This is a genomic window from Geobacillus sp. BMUD (genome assembly GCF_013096845.1).
GTDB lineage: Bacteria > Bacillota > Bacilli > Bacillales > Anoxybacillaceae > Geobacillus > Geobacillus vulcani.
On sequence record NZ_SDLA01000002.1, the window covers coordinates 265,953 to 284,787 of the forward strand.

17 protein-coding genes and 1 other annotated feature (1 of these 18 running past the window's edge) are annotated in these 18,835 nt (G+C 52.9%); all 17 genes read right to left on the reverse strand.

Annotation, left to right across the window (positions count from 1 at the left end):
• Positions 1–108, reverse strand: a binding site (T-box leader); it reaches 123 nt to the left of the window's first position.
• A 45-nt stretch (positions 109–153) separates the two neighbouring features.
• Entirely contained in the window at positions 154–1,032 is an 879-nt protein-coding gene (gene ytxC, locus ETC05_RS05105; RefSeq protein WP_171660507.1) for a putative sporulation protein YtxC, read from the reverse strand.
• A 622-nt stretch (positions 1,033–1,654) separates the two neighbouring features.
• Positions 1,655–2,596 (reverse strand): primosomal protein DnaI, encoded by a 942-nt coding sequence (gene dnaI / locus ETC05_RS05110; protein WP_031407742.1) that lies wholly within the window; start codon positions 2,594–2,596, stop codon positions 1,655–1,657.
• A gap of 11 nt (positions 2,597–2,607) precedes the next feature.
• Positions 2,608–3,993, reverse strand: a complete 1,386-nt coding sequence (locus ETC05_RS05115; RefSeq protein ID WP_171660508.1) for a replication initiation and membrane attachment family protein — start codon at positions 3,991–3,993, stop codon at positions 2,608–2,610.
• Positions 3,994–4,097: 104 nt separating this feature from the next.
• Positions 4,098–4,559 (reverse strand): transcriptional regulator NrdR, encoded by a 462-nt coding sequence (gene nrdR, locus ETC05_RS05120; protein ID WP_013144522.1) that lies wholly within the window; start codon positions 4,557–4,559, stop codon positions 4,098–4,100.
• Positions 4,560–4,626: 67 nt separating this feature from the next.
• Positions 4,627–5,025, reverse strand: a complete 399-nt coding sequence (locus tag ETC05_RS05125) for an aminotransferase class IV (RefSeq protein WP_031407737.1) — start codon at positions 5,023–5,025, stop codon at positions 4,627–4,629.
• Between the two features lie 126 nt (positions 5,026–5,151).
• Positions 5,152–5,526 (reverse strand): adenosylmethionine decarboxylase, encoded by a 375-nt coding sequence (speD, locus tag ETC05_RS05130; RefSeq protein ID WP_031407735.1) that lies wholly within the window; start codon positions 5,524–5,526, stop codon positions 5,152–5,154.
• A gap of 331 nt (positions 5,527–5,857) precedes the next feature.
• Positions 5,858–6,886 carry a glyceraldehyde-3-phosphate dehydrogenase gene (locus ETC05_RS05135; RefSeq protein ID WP_031407733.1) on the reverse strand — a complete coding sequence of 343 codons (1,029 nt, stop codon included), beginning with the start codon at positions 6,884–6,886 and terminating at the stop codon, positions 5,858–5,860.
• A gap of 116 nt (positions 6,887–7,002) precedes the next feature.
• Positions 7,003–7,608 carry a dephospho-CoA kinase gene (coaE, locus tag ETC05_RS05140; protein WP_171660509.1) on the reverse strand — a complete coding sequence of 202 codons (606 nt, stop codon included), beginning with the start codon at positions 7,606–7,608 and terminating at the stop codon, positions 7,003–7,005.
• A gap of 27 nt (positions 7,609–7,635) precedes the next feature.
• On the reverse strand, positions 7,636–8,460 hold the full coding sequence (mutM, locus tag ETC05_RS05145) for a DNA-formamidopyrimidine glycosylase (protein WP_031407730.1): 825 nt from the start codon (positions 8,458–8,460) through the stop codon (positions 7,636–7,638).
• Between the two features lie 190 nt (positions 8,461–8,650).
• Positions 8,651–11,287, reverse strand: coding sequence for a DNA polymerase I (polA, locus tag ETC05_RS05150; RefSeq protein WP_253263946.1), 2,637 nt, complete (start codon positions 11,285–11,287; stop codon positions 8,651–8,653).
• Between the two features lie 153 nt (positions 11,288–11,440).
• Entirely contained in the window at positions 11,441–13,189 is a 1,749-nt protein-coding gene (pnpS, locus tag ETC05_RS05155) for a two-component system histidine kinase PnpS (protein ID WP_171660511.1), read from the reverse strand.
• On the reverse strand, positions 13,182–13,889 hold the full coding sequence (locus tag ETC05_RS05160) for a response regulator transcription factor (RefSeq protein WP_171660512.1): 708 nt from the start codon (positions 13,887–13,889) through the stop codon (positions 13,182–13,184). The genes pnpS and ETC05_RS05160 overlap by 8 nt, the downstream gene beginning before the upstream one ends.
• A 208-nt stretch (positions 13,890–14,097) precedes the next feature.
• Entirely contained in the window at positions 14,098–14,565 is a 468-nt protein-coding gene (locus tag ETC05_RS05165; RefSeq protein ID WP_031407723.1) for a MaoC/PaaZ C-terminal domain-containing protein, read from the reverse strand.
• Between the two features lie 84 nt (positions 14,566–14,649).
• On the reverse strand, positions 14,650–15,588 hold the full coding sequence (gene mdh, locus ETC05_RS05170) for a malate dehydrogenase (RefSeq protein WP_031407720.1): 939 nt from the start codon (positions 15,586–15,588) through the stop codon (positions 14,650–14,652).
• Between the two features lie 24 nt (positions 15,589–15,612).
• Entirely contained in the window at positions 15,613–16,884 is a 1,272-nt protein-coding gene (gene icd / locus ETC05_RS05175) for an NADP-dependent isocitrate dehydrogenase (RefSeq protein WP_031407718.1), read from the reverse strand.
• 72 nt (positions 16,885–16,956) lie between these two features.
• A complete protein-coding gene (gene citZ, locus ETC05_RS05180; protein WP_031407716.1) occupies positions 16,957–18,075 on the reverse strand; it encodes a citrate synthase in 1,119 nt (372 codons plus the stop codon).
• Positions 18,076–18,366: 291 nt separating this feature from the next.
• Positions 18,367–18,822, reverse strand: coding sequence for a DUF441 domain-containing protein (locus ETC05_RS05185; protein WP_031407714.1), 456 nt, complete (start codon positions 18,820–18,822; stop codon positions 18,367–18,369).
• Positions 18,823–18,835 lie beyond the last annotated feature (13 nt).

Here is an 18,835-nt window from a genome sequence, read left to right on the forward strand (position 1 = left end):
GCAGCTCTGAGGGGGTAAGCGCATTTTTCGTGTTAGGAAGGTTCCAGCCGCTGCCTTCCCTCTCTGGAAACCGTAAAAATGCGCCCATGTCCTCGTCATCGCTTGTATTCATCCATATTCATGACGACATTATAGCGAAAACAGCAGGAAAAATCAAGCTTCTCCTCCATTTCCAGCGTTGGCGGCAAACAAGCGGGAAAAATCGGCGCGGCGGCAGACCGTCAGCCGTTCTTGAAACACGTTTTGCAGCGTCTGCACCATGCCATCATCCGGATGATCGGTGTACAGCTCAATTTCCGCCGGAGCAAGCGAGACAAGCGGAGCAAGCACCGATGCATCAATATACATCGGCTGGCTGAACACGAGATGGCGATCGATCAACTGTCTCACTTCCGCCGTCGACAGCTCCCGCTGCTCGCTGTCGTAAAACACGAAGTGCGGCGGATCGTGCACCAAATACAGGCGCGGCCATTGCGGCGCCCGGCCAGCCAAGCAGTCGCGCAGCATTTGCACAAAATTTTGATACTCCTGCTCCAGCTTGTATTCATCGATCGCCAGCTCGACATAATGTTGGAGGCGCTCCATATACGGCTTCAACCGGAACGTAACGAACGAAGAAAACGAAAACGACAAGCCGTCGCGCAAAAAGGAGGCGAAAGCGTCGCGCAACATCGCGGTGCGCGAGGCGGCAAACGCCGCGCTTTTCCGGTAATCGCGCCGCTCGCCGTCCAAAAACGAATGAGCGAGGGCCAAAATTTGCTGCTGTTCTTCGACATCGCGGAAATAAAAAACATTGGCAATGATGGATAGCAGCAGCCGGTCTTCCATCACCTCCTGCATAAATGCGGTCATCGCTGGGACGATTTGCGACTCAAGCACATATTTCTCTTCGCCGTGTATGTAAACGGCCACCGTTTTCTTCCCATCATAGGCGGCATGAAACAGCGGACTGTCATCCGGTTGCGGCCGGTGATGCAACAGCCAAAACAGTTTTTCCGCCTCGCTTGCCTCGTCGAAATGGATTTCGATCACCCGCCGTCCCCCCTTTGGTTCGAAAGGAATGCTTGGTTTATATATATGGGGACAACCGGCCATTTAGACTAAAAAAGCACAAAGCTTGGCGGAGTTGATTGTTCGAGGAGGGGGGCCCCAAACGAATCGGGGCCCCCTTTCTTATTACCGTATACAGGCATAAAACAATATGTGTTGTGTTTGGTTTATAAGGAAATTCCCCTTTTTATCCCGTCCCTGTCGACAAACGAACCGCTTGCCGGCTGCAGCAGAAAAGTTATATAGATGCAATGAAGAAGTTGAACACATCCCTTGACGGAAAAGCGATTGGTCCATTTTCGACTGTCGAAGCAGGCCTGTGGCTTGGGAGACCGAGCAACCGCCCGCTTCACAGCCCCATCGATGGGTCTGGAAGCGGCGTGGTTCGGTCGCCCGACAGTCGATTAAATCCTCGGTAAAAACTCCAAATGGGAACACTTCAAATGGCATCTATCCTGAAAATACCCGAATTCGAAAATGGGCAAAATATAGAGGGATATTTTCATCCTTCCATTGGTGACCAATTTTTTCCGTCATGGGAGTCTATATCGTTTTTATTGGTTCATCAACATGTCTGTGCAAACGATAACGTTTCAAATCGCCTTTATATATTTTGCTCGCGGCGGTTCGGCCCGGTGATTTCAATCGGATAGGCCAAATAGCGGATTCGTTCCATAATGCGCGCCGCCTTCACCTTCTCTTCTTCGCCGCGCTGCGAATACGTTAAATGGTGGGAAAGCTGCTGCATATTAAAGTTCGACGTGAAAAACGTCGGCAAGTTTTCAAACATCCGGTATTGCAAGATCGGGCCGAGCACATCATCGCGCACCCAGCTTGACATCGCCTCCGCCCCGAGGTCATCGAGCATCAGCACCGGCACTTTTTTGATATAATCGAGCTTTTCGTTCATCGTCTGGTCTTGAAGCGAATGTTTCATCTCACGAAACAGCTCGGGCACGTAGACGATCAGCGACGGGACGTTCCGCTTCGCCAACTCGTTGGCGATCGCGGCGAGCAAATACGTCTTGCCCACCCCAAACGATCCGTGCAAATACAAGCCTTTCATTTTTTTCCCTGGCTCATATTCCGACACAAACCGCTCGGCAAATCGGATCGCTTTGATCCGTCCATCGTCATTGAGATCAACGTCAGAGAGCGAAGCACGCAAAATTTCACGCGGCATGAACATGCTTTGAATGAGCGACTCTTGCCGCTTCCTCTCGTCGTATTGCACTTTTTTTGGGCAGCGGTCATACTCAATCTCAATCCGGCCGCTGCTGATCACCAAGTTCGGCCGATACCCTTGCAGCATGTTCGGGCACCGCTCGAGCCCCGGACATTGGCGGCAATTCCCGTGCTGCTCGATGAATTCATGCAGCTTCATCAAGCTGCGGTCAACTGCATCGGCCGACAATTGCCGTTCGTGCGCCCGCAAAAACGGCTGCACGTCCGGATGCTCCAAAATGTAGCGTTTCATTTGTTCGTAGCGTTGTTTAAACCGTTGATTGCCAAGCAACCGCTGCAACAGGTGGTTTACTCGTTCCATGGCTTTTCCCTCTATGATTCATCACGGTATTTTTTCAGCCGTTCCTCCAGCTCTTTGCGCGCCTGTTCGACATCAAAATCATCATTCTCCGGCTGGCTGTAATCCATGTTCAGCCAGTCGGGGACGATTTCCGTGCGCACGACTTTGCGCACCGCCCTCGTCCCTTTTTCCTTTTCGTTCGCCCAGTTTTGGTATGTTTTCGCCTCTTCTTTCGCCAGTTCCATTGCTTCCTTCACCGTTTTCACTTTCTTGCGCGCCCAATGGCTGGCGATTTTTTCTACGTACTTTTTCGACAGCTTCATATTCGTCCGGAGCATGACGTAATAAATGAGCACGTTCACAACTCCCGGGAGCAGCTGCTGCTTAAACATCACATCTTCGATCAGCTGCAAATCAGCGAGCGACGGCTCAACGCCGCCTGAAATTTCCTTGAGCAGCTGGCGTGGGGAAATCGTTTCCAGCTGTTTCATTAGTTGCTCCTCTTTTGTGCGCGGTTCGATGTTTTCCATCGTCCGATAGGCGAGCGGCTGCACTCGTTCCACGAGACGCGGCTCGACACCGCCATGTTCGAGCTCATACCATTCGCGCGCCGCTCGGCGCAACGCGTCAATATCGATATGATAGGCCGGATCGATGACGCCAAGAACCAGTTTTTGCATCTCCAGCGGCGGAATGCCGTATAAAAACGCCAGCTTTTTAATCGCTTCCTTCACTTTTGCTGTCACAGCCCGGCGCGGCACCAGCTGCTTGGACAGGCCGGCAAAAAACAGCTCAAAGTCGAATACATCATCATCGAGCACATATGACGACTCCTCCCGCCCGATGTGATCCTTCCCCTCAAGCAGCTCGGGCCCGGCTTCTTCGCTAAAGCCGGCGACGATTTGTTCAGCAGGCACAGCCGAAAACACATCGGAAAACGACCGCGTCACTCGGGTGAATTTCGTTTCATCAATGGACGGACGGGCAAAAAAGTTGCTCAGCTGAATAAACAAATGACGGCCGACTTGCCGATGCAAAAAAGCGCTCAACATCTCATCGCGGAAAAACTGGTCTGGCGCCAACGGCGGGCGCAGCTCATAAAGAAACAGCTTCGGTTCATCCGCCTCTGGAGCGTGGACGTATGTGTTGAGCAGCCCGATTCCTTCGAGTTTCAACCGTTCACTGTAAATGTCCGGCAGTCCGCACTGCATGAGCGCCATGAGCCGATGATGGGTCGCTTCCTGGCCGTCAAGCAGCTCAAGCTCTCCCCAAAGCGTCATATAAAGCGCCAACGCGCGGCAGCCGATGAGCGGCTGGTAAAGCAGCGTCAGCACTTTTCGGTCCACCTCATGCAACACCCCACGGCTTTGCACGGTATAACGGTCGACAGCAATCAGCTCTTTCCAATGGTGTTGCATCGCTCCGACCTTCCATTCCGCCCTATTCGTTTCAAACCGGCTCTCCCCTTTCCTGCCGAAAAGACGTTGAAAAAAGGGCTTGCCGCCTAATGCCAAAGCCCTTTTTACCGTTGCCCTTTTTTAATCAACTCTTTCAGTTCTTCAATGAACACATTAATATCTTTAAACTGACGATAGACGGAAGCGAAGCGGACATAAGCCACCTCATCGATGTGTGATAGGCGCTCCATCACCATTTCGCCGATCGTTTCGCTTTTCACTTCCGAAACGCCTTGATTGCGCAGCTCTCGCTCGATTTCCTGCGTCACTTTTTCAAGCTCCTCGAGCGCCACCGGCCGCTTCTCGCATGCTTTGATCAAGCCGCGCAAAATTTTCTCCCGGCTGAATTCTTCGCGCGTTCCTTCTTTTTTCACGACAATCAGCGGCGGCTCCTCGATTCTCTCAAACGTCGTAAACCGATAATGGCACTGTTCGCACTCCCGGCGGCGGCGGATTGAACGACCCTCTTCAACCGGGCGCGAGTCAAGCACGCGCGTACCTTGATGATGGCATGAAGGACATCGCATAACATCCACTCCGTTGATTTTCTTATTCTCTATCATACCGGAATGGACGAAAGCAGACAAGATATAGTTAGCTGTTCAGTCCAGAACCGATATATGGCAAGCGGGCGTTGAGCTTCCGATACAAATCGAGAATGACCGCTCGGCTATGCCCAAAATCAAACGGCAATAGCTTCGTCTCCGTCGTCACGGAAAAGTCGACTGCCGTTTCAAACGGCCGCACAGAAATGACGGTAGCGACGATGAACAACTTTTTGCCGCGCCTTGTTTGCGCACAAATTTCACCGCGCTCTTCGGAAACAGAAACGAGCTCGGCGCCGGGCAACGACGAGAGCAGCTCTTTGACCGCATCGATGACGGCGCGGTTCGTCGCTTTGTAATAATGGCTCCTTAGCTCTTCGTCTTCATGATTTTCCCGCGTTTCACAATGGTTTGTGAAGGCGTATTTCAGTGTTTTCCACATGCTCATGGCCACGTCTCCCTAAAGTCATTCTTTTTCTTCCATCATACCATGATTTTCGCCGCCGTTGCACCGCCAAGGACGCAAAAAAAGGAGCGTCTCGCTTACGCTCCTTTTGGTTCCATCCTTATTCCATTACAGCGCCTGCGCCTTTTTCACTTCGATCGGGCGCATGCCGCGCGGAAGTTCAATCGTTTCCCGCGTTTGCGCGCCCAGCATTTCGGCAATGTAATCGGCGGCAATCGTCGGGTCTAAATGGCCGCATGTATACACATCAATGCTCGCATAGCCGTGTTCGGGAAACGTATGAATCGTCAAATGCGATTCCGAAATAATGACAACTCCGCTTACGCCTTGCGGAGCGAATTTATGGAACGCCACTTCACGAATCTCCGCTCCCGACTTTAACGCGGCGTCAACGAACGTTTTTTCAATAAAATCCATATCATTCAGTTTGTCAAAGTCGCATCCCCAAAGTTCCGAGATAACGTGACGACCCATCGTGTCCATGAAAAGAATCCCCCTTTTAACCAATTTTCTCAAACAAATAAAAAAACAGAAAGTGAGCTGCAAAATGGCATGTATAACTACCACGGGGGAAAGTTAGTCCTAAGAGGTCCTAACCCTTTAAGTAGTCACATTACCCTTGCCGTTAAGAAGTTCACGAGACATAGTATACTTTGTTTAGGTTTTTTTTGCAACAGGCTTTTTTAATTTTTTTGCATGAAAAAAAGAAAAAGCGCCACACCCGCGCCGTGGCCCGATCCGTTTGTGCGGATCGCAAAGGCCATAGCGCGGGCAGCGCGCTTCGCATCGGACCGCCGCCAAGGCGGGGGGTCCATTACGCATTGACGCTGAGGCGCTCATTCATTTTGGCTGCGACAAGGTGAGCTAAATCGACGACGCGGCACGAATAGCCCCACTCGTTGTCATACCAGGCAAGCACTTTCACTTTTCGTCCTTCCATCACCATCGTCGACAAGCCATCAATGATGGCAGAGTGCGGATTCGTGTTGAAATCGATCGAGACAAGCGGTTCCAATGTGAAATCCAAAATGCCGTTGAGCGGACCGTTAGCGGCGCGGATGAACGCTTCGTTCACCTCATCAACCGTCACGTCGCGCTTCAAATCCACAACCAAATCGACAAGCGAGACGTTCGGCGTCGGGACGCGGAGCGCCATGCCGTGCAATTTTCCCTTTAAATGCGGCAAAACGAGCCCAAGCGCTTTCGCCGCTCCCGTTGTCGTCGGGATGATCGACTGCGCGCATGAGCGAGCGCGGCGCAAATCTTTATGCGGGTTGTCGATGTTTTTTTGGTCGTTCGTATACGCATGAACCGTCGTCATCAGGCCGTTTTCAATCCCAAACGCTTCATCGAGTACTTTGACGACCGGAGCCAAGCAGTTGGTCGTGCACGAAGCGTTCGAAATGATAAAATGGCGGTCGATGTCCAGCATATGCTCGTTGACGCCAATGACGATCGTTACATCTTCATTTTTGCCCGGGGCAGTTAAAATGACGCGTTTGGCCCCAGCCTCAAGGTGAAGGCTTGCCTTTTCGCGGTCGTTGAATTTTCCTGTTGCTTCAATCACCATATCAATATCAAGCTCTTTCCACGGCAGCTGTTTTGGGTCGCGCGAGTTTACTAGCTTCACTTTTTTGCCGTTGACCAGCAGGCCATCTTCCAAAGCGATGACCTCGCCGTCAAATTTGCCGTGGTTGGAGTCATATTTCACTAAATGGGCTAACGTTTCCGGCGGGTAGCTGGCGTTTACCGCCACAATGTCGAGTTCAGAAGAATGGATGGCGCGCCGAAAGACCATCCGTCCGATTCGTCCGAAACCGTTAATCGCCACTTTCGCCTTCATTGACTTTGTTCTCCCTTCATATATGTCATACTATTTTCTTGTTTCTGTATAAATAGTATATCATATTTTTAGGAAATGTGGAGAACAAAATAATCAAAACGAAACAAAAAAGACGCCTATTTTTCCAAGGCGTCCCATTGTTTCAAAATCGTCAATAGCTGACGACGTGTCTCTTCCCTTGTCCCGTTATTGTTGATGACTGCGTCGGCCTGTTTGATTTTTTCCGCCAACGGCCATTGGGCGCGGATGCGGGCGCGCGCTTCTTCCTCTGTAAACCCGTTCCGCTCCATCAGCCGACGGAGCTGGACGTCATCATCGACGTAGACGACCAATATTTTATCAACCCAAGCAGTCAACCCGCTTTCAAATAAAAGCGGAATGTCCAGCACGATCGTTTTCGCCCCAGAGCGGACGAGCGCTTCTTTCTCCGCCAGCATTTTCCGACGCACGGCCGGGTGAACGATGGCGTTTAGCTTTTTCCGTTCTTCTTCGTCGTGGAACACGATCGCCCCGAGTTTCACCCGATCGATCTCTCCGTTGGCCTGCACGATGTCCGGACCGAAGGCAGCGACAATCTGTCGGTAGGCCTCTTCCCCCGGCCGGACGACGGCGCGCGCCGCTTCGTCAGCATCGATGACGGGAAGGCCGAGCTCGCGCATCATCGCGCTCACCGTGCTTTTGCCGCTGGCGATCCCACCGGTCAGCCCGATCGTCAACGTCATGGTCTCTCTCTCCTTTTTACGCGCCGCCTAGCGCTGGCAGCGCGGACAATAATGCGTGCCGCGGCCGGCGACGACTATTTTTTCAATCGACGTGCCGCATCGTTTGCACGGCTGGCCTTGGCGGCCATACACGTACAAATGATGTTGAAACGTGCCGGCCTCACCTTGCGTGTTCACGTACGTGCGCACCGTGCTCCCCCCTTTCATGACCGCCTCGCCGATCGTCGCCACCATTTCCTTATGCAGGCGCTCGATCTCTTTGCCGGAGAGCGAGGCGGCTGGCCGTCTGGGAAGAATGCCGGCGCGAAACAGCGATTCGTCGACATAAATGTTGCCGAATCCGGCGACAACCGTCTGGTCAAGGAGCAGCGCCTTGACCGGCCTCTTCGTTGTCATCGCCCGCTCGGCCAATACGGCCGGAGAAAACGCCGGGGAAAGCGGCTCCGGCCCAAGCTCAGCAAGCGGCGGCCGGCGGTCAGCTTCCTCTTTCTCATAAACGTGCATCGTGCCGAACTTGCGCACGTCGCGGTAACGGAGTTCGCTGCCGTCAGCGAAGCGAAACACCACGTGCGTATGCGGTTCGAGCGGCTCCAGAGCAGAAGCGACAGCATAGCGTCCTTCCATGCGCAAATGGGAAATGAGCACATCTCGGTCGAGCAGAAATTTTAAAAATTTTCCTCTCCGCTCCACACCGCGCACCGTCTGTCCGATCATTCTGGCCGCGAATACCTTGGGGTCTTGTGGATGGCGGATGATGTTGGGCCAAAAGATGCGCACATCCTCAATCGTTTTGCCGACCACAAGCGGCAAAAGCGTCCGGCGGATCGTTTCCACTTCCGGCAATTCCGGCATGATTCCCCCTCCTTTCCTTCCTTTGCATCGCTTCAGCCGATGCTTTCGCATGGACGCCGGTCCAGCCAACGTGAGAAAGATTTTTCATGAGGCGGCGGCCGTTTCGCGCCCATTCATCGGCCCTCGGCCGCGAATCGTCGCCTTGAAAGATTCTTCACGGAGTGCCAGCGTTTCATGCCAAGGACTCTTTTTATTTCGCGTCATACCACGTCGGCCCGTAATGGTAGTCGACTTTGAGCGGCACGCGAAGCGCAACGGCTTGCTCCATCACCTCGGGAACGAGCCGGCACAGTCGCTCGATCTCTTCTTTCGGCGCTTCCAAAATGAGCTCGTCATGCACTTGCAGCAAAAGGCGCGCTTGCAGCCGCTCTTCCTTCAGCCTCGCGTGCAAATCGATCATCGCCTTTTTGATAATGTCAGCCGCGCTTCCTTGAATCGGCGTGTTCATCGCCGTCCGCTCGGCAAAGCTGCGGACATTGAAGTTGCGGCTTGTAATATCCGGCAAATAGCGGCGCCGGTGCAACAACGTCGTCACATACCCTTTTTGTTTCGCTTCTTGCACAATATGTTCCATATACCGCTTCACCCCAGGGAAGCTTTCGAAATAGCGCTCGATGAAGTGGGCCGCTTCTTTGCGCGAAATATTTAAGTTTTGCGCCAAGCCGTAATCGCTGATACCGTAAACGATGCCGAAGTTGACTGCTTTTGCCTGGCGGCGCATATTGGGCGTCACCTCATTCTCGCTTACATGGAAAATGTCCATCGCGGTTTTCGTATGAATGTCCAAATCGCGGCGGAACGCTTCTATTAAATTGTCATCTTCGGCAATATGGGCGAGAACGCGCAACTCAATTTGCGAGTAGTCAGCGGCGAAAATAAGCCAATCCGGCTCCGACGGCACGAACGCTTGGCGGATTTTCCGTCCTTCCTCAAGCCGAATCGGAATGTTTTGCAAGTTCGGCTCCGTCGAGCTGAGCCGCCCGGTCTGCGTCAGCGCCTGGTTGAAAATCGTATGCACCTTCTTTGTATCGGGGCGCACGACTTTCAACAACCCTTCAATGTACGTCGATTGCAGTTTGCCAAGCTGGCGGTAATGCAAAATGTTTTCGACAATTTCATGATACGGCGCCAATTTTTCCAGCACGTCCGCCGAAGTGGAGTAGCCGGTTTTCGTTTTTTTCAACACCGGCAGCTGCAGTTTTTCAAATAAAATGACGCCGAGCTGTTTCGGAGAATTGATGTTGAACTCCTGGCCGGCGAGCTCATAAATGCGCTGCTCGACCGTGCGCAGCTGCTCGGCGAGCTCTTCTCCCATCTGTTCGAGCCGCTTCGTGTCCACTTTCACCCCGGCAAATTCCATTTCCGCCAAAATTGAAGACAACGGCTGCTCGAGCTCGACAAGCAACCCATCTTGTTCATTGCGGCGCAGCTCATCCAAAAACAGCCGTTCGAGCGACCAAATCGCCTCCGCCTTGCGAACGAGATGCTCGGCGAGCACTGACTCATCCGGCACGACCCGCTTCGCCCCTTTGCCATACACCGCTTCATCCGGCCGCACCGCTTCGTATTGTTTCATTTTTGCTGCGGCAGCCACGTCATCAGCACCTTGGGCCGGATCAAGCAAATAGGCGGCCAGCAATAAATCAAAGGAAACGCCGCATAGCTCAATTCCTTTCCATTTTAAGGCGACTGCCGCGCGCTTTGAGTCAAACATACTTTTTTTCTTCGTTTCATCGCCAAGCCAAGCCACAAACTGCGGATCAGAAAGCGCCGCCTCCGGGCGCAGGAAAAACCGTCCATGTTCATTGACGAGAGCGATGCCGACGATCGGCGCATCATGATAATTTTCCTCGACCACCTCAACGACAAGCGCCGCCTTGTCAGCAAGCATCTCCTCTGTTACGCGATCGGCCATCGCGAAGGCCATCTCCGCGAGTGGTTTTTCCTCTTCTGATGATGGCAAATCCATTTTCTCTAAAAATGATTGAAACCCAAGCTCTTTAAATAACGCGATCACTTTCTCCCGGTCTTCGCCTTGATAGGCAATGTCATCAAGCGAGAGCTCGACCGGGGCGTCGCGGCGAATGGCGGCGAGCTTTTTGCTTAACAGCGCCATATCGCGGTGTTGGCGCAGCGTTTCTTTCAACTTTTCGCCTTTGATCTCATCAATGGAGGCGAGCACGTTTTCAACCGTGCCGAATTGCCTGAGCAACTTGACCGCCGTTTTTTCCCCGATGCCCGGCACCCCAGGAATATTGTCCGACTTGTCGCCCATCAATCCTTTCAAATCGACGATTTGCTCCGGGGATAAGCCATATTTTTCGCGGACCGTCTCCGGCGTGTACGATTCAATATCGGTAATCCCTTTTTTCGTAATGTCCACCATCACATGGGGGGAAGCGAGCTGGGTCAGGTCGCGGTCGCCGGAAATGACTTTCACCTCAAACCCTTCCTGCTCGGCGCGGACGGCGAGCGTCCCAATAATATCGTCCGCTTCGTAGAGGTCGAGTTCATAGGCGGGGATGCGATACGCCCTCAGCAGCTCGCGCAACAGCGGGAACTGTTCCGACAGTTCCGGCGGCGTCTGTTGCCGCCCGCCTTTATAAGCTTGAAACGTTTCATGCCGAAACGTCGTTTTCCCCGCGTCAAACGCGACAAGCATATGGGTTGGCTCTTCTTCCGCCAAAATTTTATTCAACATCATCGTAAATCCGTAGACGGCGTTCGTATGGATGCCTTTGTCGTTATGCAGCAGCGGCAAAGCGAAAAACGCGCGGTACGCCACGCTGTTGCCATCGATTAAAACCAACTTTTTTTTCAATCTCATCCCTCCTCGGATGCTTCCTTGTCCTATTGTACCATGCCCGCCCCCTGTCTTGAACGCTCACCCATCACGATGAGCGGTGCCCATTCACTCCCCACTGACATTCCCGCTGAAAAGCGGGGTTTCTCGGTCGGAGAGGATAAAAAAAGAGGCCGGCTACCGCCCCGGCTTTGGAAAATGAATGGTAAACACGGTGCCGCGCCCCACTTGGCTCGCTACGGTAATATATCCGTGGTGAGCCTCAACCAAATGTTTCACAATCGCAAGGCCCAACCCCGTTCCGCCGGAATCGCGGCTGCGCGCCTTGTCGACGCGGTAAAAACGTTCAAAAATGCGCGGGATTTCCTTTTCCTCAATGCCGATGCCGGTGTCTTTCACATGGATCCGCACTTCTTTCTCTGCCTCTTCCGCCTCGACGGCAACCCTCCCCCGCTCCGGCGTATACGTAATGGCGTTGGCGAGCAAGTTCAGCAAAATTTGCTTCATCCGATTTCTGTCACCGCGGATGACAAGCCCGGGTGGCGATGCGATATGCAAATCAATTTGTTTTTCCGCCGCTTTTTGGCGAAACACAGCAGCTGCTTCGGCGATGACTTGAGCGATATCCACGTCTTCGAGTTGCAGCTGAAACCCGTGTTGCTCGATTTTCGACAAGTCCAACAGTTCCTCAACGAGCGTTTGCAGCCGTTCGCTTTCTTTTAAGATGATGGTCAAAAAATGTTCGAGCGCCTCTTCATCCTTCATAGCGCCATCCAATAACGTTTCAGCGAATCCTTTAATGGACGTCACCGGCGTTTTCAATTCGTGCGACACGTTGGCGACAAAGTCTTTGCGGATTTGCTCGAGCCGCTTCAGCTCCGTAATATCGTGAAACACGACGACAATCCCTGTCCATTCGGCGTTCGTGCCGATGATCGGGGCCCCGTATACATCGAAATGTTTCCGCTCGATGCCAACCGTCAGCCGCATATGCTGACGCATCGTCGTTTCGGTGATGAAAATATCGTCGATAAACCGGACGATGTCACGGTGCGGCAGCACATCGGCATACGGACGGTACAAACAATCCGACGGATCGAGATGAAACTGAGTCTGAAACGCCCGATTGATGAGAGAAATATGTCCGCGGTGGTCAATAAACAGCAGGCCGCTGCCGACGTTTTCAATGAGCGTATGAAGCCGATCGGTCTGAATTTCGCGCGCCCTGCTCATCTCCTGCAAATGGCGAGCCAGTCGGTTGATCGAACGCACAAGCATACCAGCCTCGTTATATTCACCATCAGGCACACGGGCGGCGTAATTGCCTTTTTCCAGCTCAAACGCCACTTTCGTCGCTTCTTCAATCGGCTTCATATATTGATTAGCGATTTTCCAGACAAGGGCGATGATGACAACGAGCGCCATTCCGAGGCTGCTCGTGAGCACACCCCAAATTTGCTCGTTTACTTTTTGAAGTGAGCTCGTCGGTGTGCTTAAAACGACGTACCCGCTCCGTTCACCGCGCTCGTACGGGACGATGTAGTAATAGACGTCGTTTGTTTTTTCAATTACGGAAAAGCGAGGAAACTGCTTTTTGCGCAAAATCGCCCGGACGATGCGCTCATGGTCTTTGTCGCTGATCGTTGCGACGCGACCGCTGTCAAACCTCACCCGTTCTTCTTTATCGAGCACGGTGATGCGGGACGACAGCTCATTCCCCATTTCCTGCAAATCGGCGCGGATTTGCTCGAGCGGTTCATTTTCAAGCAAAATCGCAAGCGCTTGAGCCTCTTTTTCCATACGCTTGTTCATCGTCTCGGTGTAAAAGTCTTTCAGCAATTGCCCAAGCAAAAGCCCGAGGGCAATCAACACCGTAGCAATGAGCGTCACAAGCCAAAACAAAAGGCGGGTGCGGAAGCTATTCATGCCGCTTCGGTTCCTCCAATTTGTAACCAAGGCCGCGCACCGTTTTAATATATATCGGTTTTCTCGTATCGGTTTCAATCTTCTCACGCAAGTGACTGATATGGACGTCGACAATGCGTGTATCGCCGGCAAACTCATAGTTCCATACAGCGCTGAGCAACTGGTCGCGTGTCAACACCCGCCCTTTATGGCGAGCCAAATAAAGGAGCAGCTCAAACTCTTTCGGTGTCAGCTCAAGCGGCTTGCCTCCTATGGTCGCCTCATAGCGATCTGGAAAAATTTCCAGCTCGCCAACAACAAGTCGCTCACTCGATTCAGCCGCCGGCTGAACGAGCTCCGTGCGGCGCAAAATCGCCTTGACGCGCGCAATGACTTCGCGCGGGCTGAACGGCTTCGTCATATAATCGTCAGCGCCAAGCTCAAGGCCAAGCACTTTGTCAAATTCATCATCTCGAGCCGTCAACATTAAAATCGGCGTCATGATTTGCTGCTGGCGAAGCCGCTTGCATACATCCACGCCGTCAAGCTTCGGCAGCATCAAATCCAAAATGATGAGCGCCGGCTGTTCGGACGCCACTTTCGCAAGCGCCTCTTCCCCATCGTGAGCGGTCACGACATGAAATCCGGCTTTCTCCAAATTGTACGACAACAGAGTCACGATTGGCTGTTCGTCATCGACAACTAAAATTTTTCGTCCCATGCCGCTCCTCCATCCCAATCAATGGTTTCTGCCTTTATGATACCACAATTGACGCTTTGATTCGGACAAAAAAGAAAAAAAGGGAGTTTTCCTGCAGACCGGTCACCCGCGGAAAACTGACCCTCGCGTTTTGTTGGCTTCTTTTGGCGGAAAACGGCACGAAACTTCCCCTTTGTTTCGAAGTGAAGAACTTCTTTCGGAAATGACGTTAAAAGTTCTCGAACACACGCCCGTCTAGGCGCGGGAGGGTATGCGGCGGACAAACGGACAACGCCCCTTCCAACACCGTCTCTGCGCCGCGCGTCGCCATGACGGACAACGTCACGCAATGACCCGCCTCATCGACATCGGCGACTTCGAGCAAAAATTCGAGCGTTTCATAATGATACACTGGCCGGAGAAAGCGAATGTCCTGCCGTGTAATATAGCTGCCCGGACCTGGCAAATATTTAGAAACCGCCGACGTGATCATCCCCGTCAACATGACCGGCGGAACGACTGGTTTTCCAAACGGCGTCTGTGAAGCATAATCGTGCTGAATGTAAAGCGGATTGGCGTCATCGGTCAGTCCAAGATAAAGAAGCAAATCTTTGTCTTCGATGGCGGCTTGGAACACGAGCTTTTCCCCCGCTTGAATTTCCCCGATCCTTCTTCCGATTTTTCGTTTTTTCAACATGTTCCCACCCCTTTGCTTTCTAGAAAGCGCTTTCATTGACTGTGGGCAAAAACCCGGGACAATGCCCGAATTTTTGCCCTGCTGCTATTCCAGCATACGCATGACATTTTTGACGGATTCGACGGATTTAGCGAGCGCCGCTTTTTCCTCTTCGGTCAGCTCGAGTTCGATCACTTTCTCGATGCCGTTGCCGCCAAGGATCGTCGGCACACCCAAATAAATGCCGTCATAGCCGTATTCGCCTTCAAGGTAGGCGATGGCCGGCAAAATGCGGCGCTGGTCTTTCACAATCGCTTCGACCATTTCGGCAAGCGACGCAGCCGGTGCATAGTAGGCGCTGCCGTTGCCGAGCAGGTTGACGATTTCACCGCCGCCTTTGCGCGTCCGCTCAACGATGGCGTCCAAACGATCTTTCGGAATGAGTTTTTCAAGCGGGATGCCGCCGGCGTACGAATAGCGGACGAGCGGCACCATGTCGTCGCCATGGCCGCCGAGCACAAACCCGGTGACATCCTTCACCGAAATGTTCAGCTCCTGGGCGACGAACGTACGGAAGCGCGCCGTATCGAGAACGCCTGACTGCCCAATGACGCGGTTTTTCGGAAACCCGGACTCTTTAAACACCGTGTATGTCATGGCATCAACCGGGTTCGTCAAGACAATGATGTAGCAGTTCGGCGAGTATTTGACGACTTCTTTCGTCACTTGCTTCATAATTTTCTGGTTCGTCGTCACCAAATCGTCGCGGCTCATTCCCGGTTTGCGGGCGATGCCAGCTGTGATGACGACGATGTCCGAATCGGCTGTGTCAGCGTAATCCGATGTGCCAACGATGTTCGCGTCAAACCCAAGCACCGGGCTCGACTCCAGCATGTCGAGCGCCTTTCCTTTCGTTGGGTTTTCGAGCTGCGGAATGTCAACCAACACGACGTCGCCAAGCTCTTTTTGCGCCAACAGGAATGCCGTCGTCGCCCCCGTGAATCCGGCGCCGATCACCGAGATTTTTTTCCGTTTCATCGCCATCGTTTTGCCATTCCCTTCGTTAAATTAGTCCATGTTGCGGATGAGCGCATCAGCAAATTCGGAGCATTTCACTTCCGTCGCCCCTTCCATCAGGCGGGCGAAGTCATAGGTGACGATTTTCGCGGCGATCGTTTTCTCCATGGCTTTGATGATCAATTTCGCCGCCTCGTTCCAGCCGAGATGCTCAAACATCATGACGCCCGAGAGAATGACGGAGGACGGATTGACTTTGTCAAGCCCTGCGTATTTCGGCGCCGTGCCGTGCGTCGCTTCGAAAATGGCGTGGCCGGTTTCATAGTTGATGTTGGCCCCCGGCGCGATGCCAATGCCGCCGACTTGAGCCGCGAGCGCGTCGGAAATGTAGTCACCGTTTAAGTTCATCGTCGCGATGACGTCAAATTCGCGCGGACGCGTCAAAATTTGTTGCAGGAAGATGTCGGCGATGACGTCTTTGATAATGATTTTGCCGGACGCTTCCGCATCAGCAAGCGCTTTGTTCGCCGCTTCTTTTCCTTCCGACTCGACGATGCGGTCGTATTGCGCCCACGTGAACACTTTGTCGGCGAATTCTTCCTCCGCCAATTCATAACCCCAGTTTTTAAACGCGCCTTCAGTGAATTTCATAATATTCCCTTTATGAACGAGCGTCACCGACTTGCGGCCGTGTTCGATCGCGTAGTTGATCGCCGCGCGCACAAGCCGTTTCGTCCCTTGTTCGGAAATCGGCTTAATGCCGATGCCGGACGTTTCCGGGAAGCGGATTTTGCGCACGCCCATTTCGTTTTGCAAAAAGTCGATGACTTTTTTCACTTCCGGCGTCCCTTTGGCATATTCAATGCCGGCGTAAATGTCTTCCGTATTTTCCCGGAAAATGACCATATCGGTGTCTTCCGGGCGTTTCACTGGCGACGGAACGCCTGGAAAGTAGCGGACCGGGCGCAGGCAGACAAACAGGTCGAGCTCTTGGCGAAGCGCGACGTTCAGCGAGCGGATGCCTCCGCCAACCGGCGTCGTCAGCGGCCCTTTAATGGCGATTATGTATTCGCGGATCGTCTCGAGCGTTTCATCCGGAAGCCAGTTGCCCGTCAGCTTGTATGCTTTCTCGCCGGCGAGCACTTCCTTCCAGACGATTTTTTTCTCGCCTTTGTATGCTTTTTCCACTGCTGCTTCGAGCACGCGCGAAGCGGCCGCCCAGATGTCCGGGCCGGTTCCATCCCCCTCGATAAACGGGATGATCGGGTTGTTCGGAACGTTGAGCACACCATTTTGGACTGTAATTTTTTCTCCTTGCGTCACGAGCAAAACCCCCAATGCCATTTTTTTATAAAAAGGCGTGAAGGCACGCCTTCACCGCCTTGTCCACGTGTTTTAGCCGCGCTCGTCGATCGGCACGTACACCCGTTTGCCCGGGCCGGTGTACTCGGCGCGCGGACGGATGAGACGGTTGTTGTCATATTGCTCTAAAATGTGGGCCAACCATCCAGACGTGCGGCTGACGGCAAAAATCGGCGTAAACAAATCATGATCGATTCCTAAACAATGGTAAACCGAGGCGGAATAAAAGTCAACGTTCGGCGGCAACGCTTTTTCCGATGTGACGATTTCTTCAATCTTCGTCGACATTTCATACCAATGCGGCTCGCCGACGAGCTTCGTCAGTTTTTCCGACATTTTTTTCAAATGTTTGGCGCGCGGGTCGCCTTTTCGGTAAACGCGGTGGCCGAAGCCCATAATTTTTTCTTTGTTGGCCAGCTTGGCGCGGATGTATGGCTCGACGTTGTCGACGGTGCCGATTTCCTTCAACATTTTCATCACCGCTTCGTTCGCCCCACCGTGAAGCGGCCCTTTCAAGGCGCCGATCGCCGCGGTGATGCCAGAATACATATCGGACAGCGTGGCGACGCAGACGCGCGCTGTGAATGTCGACGCGTTCAACTCGTGGTCGGCATGCAGCACGAGCGCCTTGTTGAACGCTTCCACAGCAATGGGATCTGGTTCTTTGCCGGTCAGCATGTACAAGAAATTGGCAGCAAAGCTCAAATCTTTGCGCGGCGCAACCGGTTCCAGCCCTTTGCGCACGCGGGCGAAGGCGGTGACGATCGTCGGGATTTTCGCCTGCAGCCGAATCGCTTTCCGATAGTTCGCCTCTTTCGTCATGACATCCGCCTCTTCGTCATACAAGCCGAGAAGCGATACCGCGGTGCGCAAAGCCGCCATCGGATGCACTTTGTCAATGGGATACAGCTTGAAATGTTCAATGATTTCGTTTGGAATTTCAGCGTTTTCCGCTAATTGCTGCTTTAATTCCTCAAGCTGCTCTTTCGTCGGCAGTTCGCGATGCCAAAGCAAATAAACGACTTCTTCGAAGGAAGCGTTTTCGGCTAAATCATCAATGTCATAGCCAACATACGTCAACGTGTCATCGATGATCGAACTGATGCTTGACGTCGTGGCCACGACTCCTTCTAAACCACGGGTTACTGTCATGTTCAATCTCCCCTTCTTTTCATAAGTTCCGGCCATGATGACGAATGGCCGGTGAGCGCCTGCTCGAAATGGAGGCAAAAACAAACGCGCGCGAAAGTGCTTACATGGCGCCGGCGACAACCGCTCCGTTGCAACAGCTGCACAATGCTTGGCCGAAAACTCACTCTCGTTCATTATTATAAACAATTATCAGACTTTTGTCAGCTGTCACACGTCAAAAGAAATGATGATCAGGAACAAAATGGAAATCCATTCGTTTCAAAACAGAGGATCCGACGCACCGCCTGATGATCAAAAATATTCTATCATTTTGATGACCGTATAGGCAATGCCGGCGCCGATCAAGGGCCCAACCGCCACCCCGTGAAACAAGGATACGGCAATGATGGTGCCGAACACAAGCGCTGCCGTCATATGGGGGTCATTGGCCAGCATCTCCACCCCCTCTTTGGCGATCAAGGCGACGAAAACGCCGGATAAAAGAGCGACCCAGGCCGACAACGACTGCAGAGAGCTGACAAGCTGCTTAAAGCCGATCTCCCCCGAAGCGATGGGAGCGAGCACAGCGATCGTAATGACCGTCACCCCCCAATGGATGCCTTTCGCTTGAATGATTGGCAGCATTTTTTGATCCAACCCCGTGAATTTGACGGCCAGTAGCACAGCGACCGCCACAATAAGCGATTCGTTTTTCGCCAGAAAACCGAGTGCGAGCAACAAAAGCAAAAACCATACCGGTTCGTTCACGCTCGTCCATCCT

Excerpts from the sequence above, each read along its gene's own strand:
- pnpS (WP_171660511.1), bottom strand. The coding sequence starts at position 13,189 with ATGAATAGCTTCCGCACCCGCCTTTTGTTTTGGCTTGTGACGCTCATT.
- citZ (WP_031407716.1), bottom strand. The coding sequence starts at position 18,075 with ATGACAGTAACCCGTGGTTTAGAAGGAGTCGTGGCCACGACGTCAAGC.
- coaE (WP_171660509.1), bottom strand. The coding sequence starts at position 7,608 with ATGACGTTGACGATCGGGCTGACCGGTGGGATCGCCAGCGGCAAAAGC.
- mutM (WP_031407730.1), bottom strand. The coding sequence starts at position 8,460 with ATGCCGGAATTGCCGGAAGTGGAAACGATCCGCCGGACGCTTTTGCCG.
- ETC05_RS05125 (WP_031407737.1), bottom strand. The coding sequence starts at position 5,025 with ATGAGCATGTGGAAAACACTGAAATACGCCTTCACAAACCATTGTGAA.
- polA (WP_253263946.1), bottom strand. The coding sequence starts at position 11,287 with ATGAGATTGAAAAAAAAGTTGGTTTTAATCGATGGCAACAGCGTGGCG.
- nrdR (WP_013144522.1), bottom strand. The coding sequence starts at position 4,559 with ATGCGATGTCCTTCATGCCATCATCAAGGTACGCGCGTGCTTGACTCG.
- speD (WP_031407735.1), bottom strand. The coding sequence starts at position 5,526 with ATGGACACGATGGGTCGTCACGTTATCTCGGAACTTTGGGGATGCGAC.
- ETC05_RS05165 (WP_031407723.1), bottom strand. The coding sequence starts at position 14,565 with ATGTTGAAAAAACGAAAAATCGGAAGAAGGATCGGGGAAATTCAAGCG.
- mdh (WP_031407720.1), bottom strand. The coding sequence starts at position 15,588 with ATGGCGATGAAACGGAAAAAAATCTCGGTGATCGGCGCCGGATTCACG.
- ETC05_RS05135 (WP_031407733.1), bottom strand. The coding sequence starts at position 6,886 with ATGAAGGCGAAAGTGGCGATTAACGGTTTCGGACGAATCGGACGGATG.
- ETC05_RS05115 (WP_171660508.1), bottom strand. The coding sequence starts at position 3,993 with ATGCAACACCATTGGAAAGAGCTGATTGCTGTCGACCGTTATACCGTG.
- ETC05_RS05160 (WP_171660512.1), bottom strand. The coding sequence starts at position 13,889 with ATGGGACGAAAAATTTTAGTTGTCGATGACGAACAGCCAATCGTGACT.
- dnaI (WP_031407742.1), bottom strand. The coding sequence starts at position 2,596 with ATGGAACGAGTAAACCACCTGTTGCAGCGGTTGCTTGGCAATCAACGG.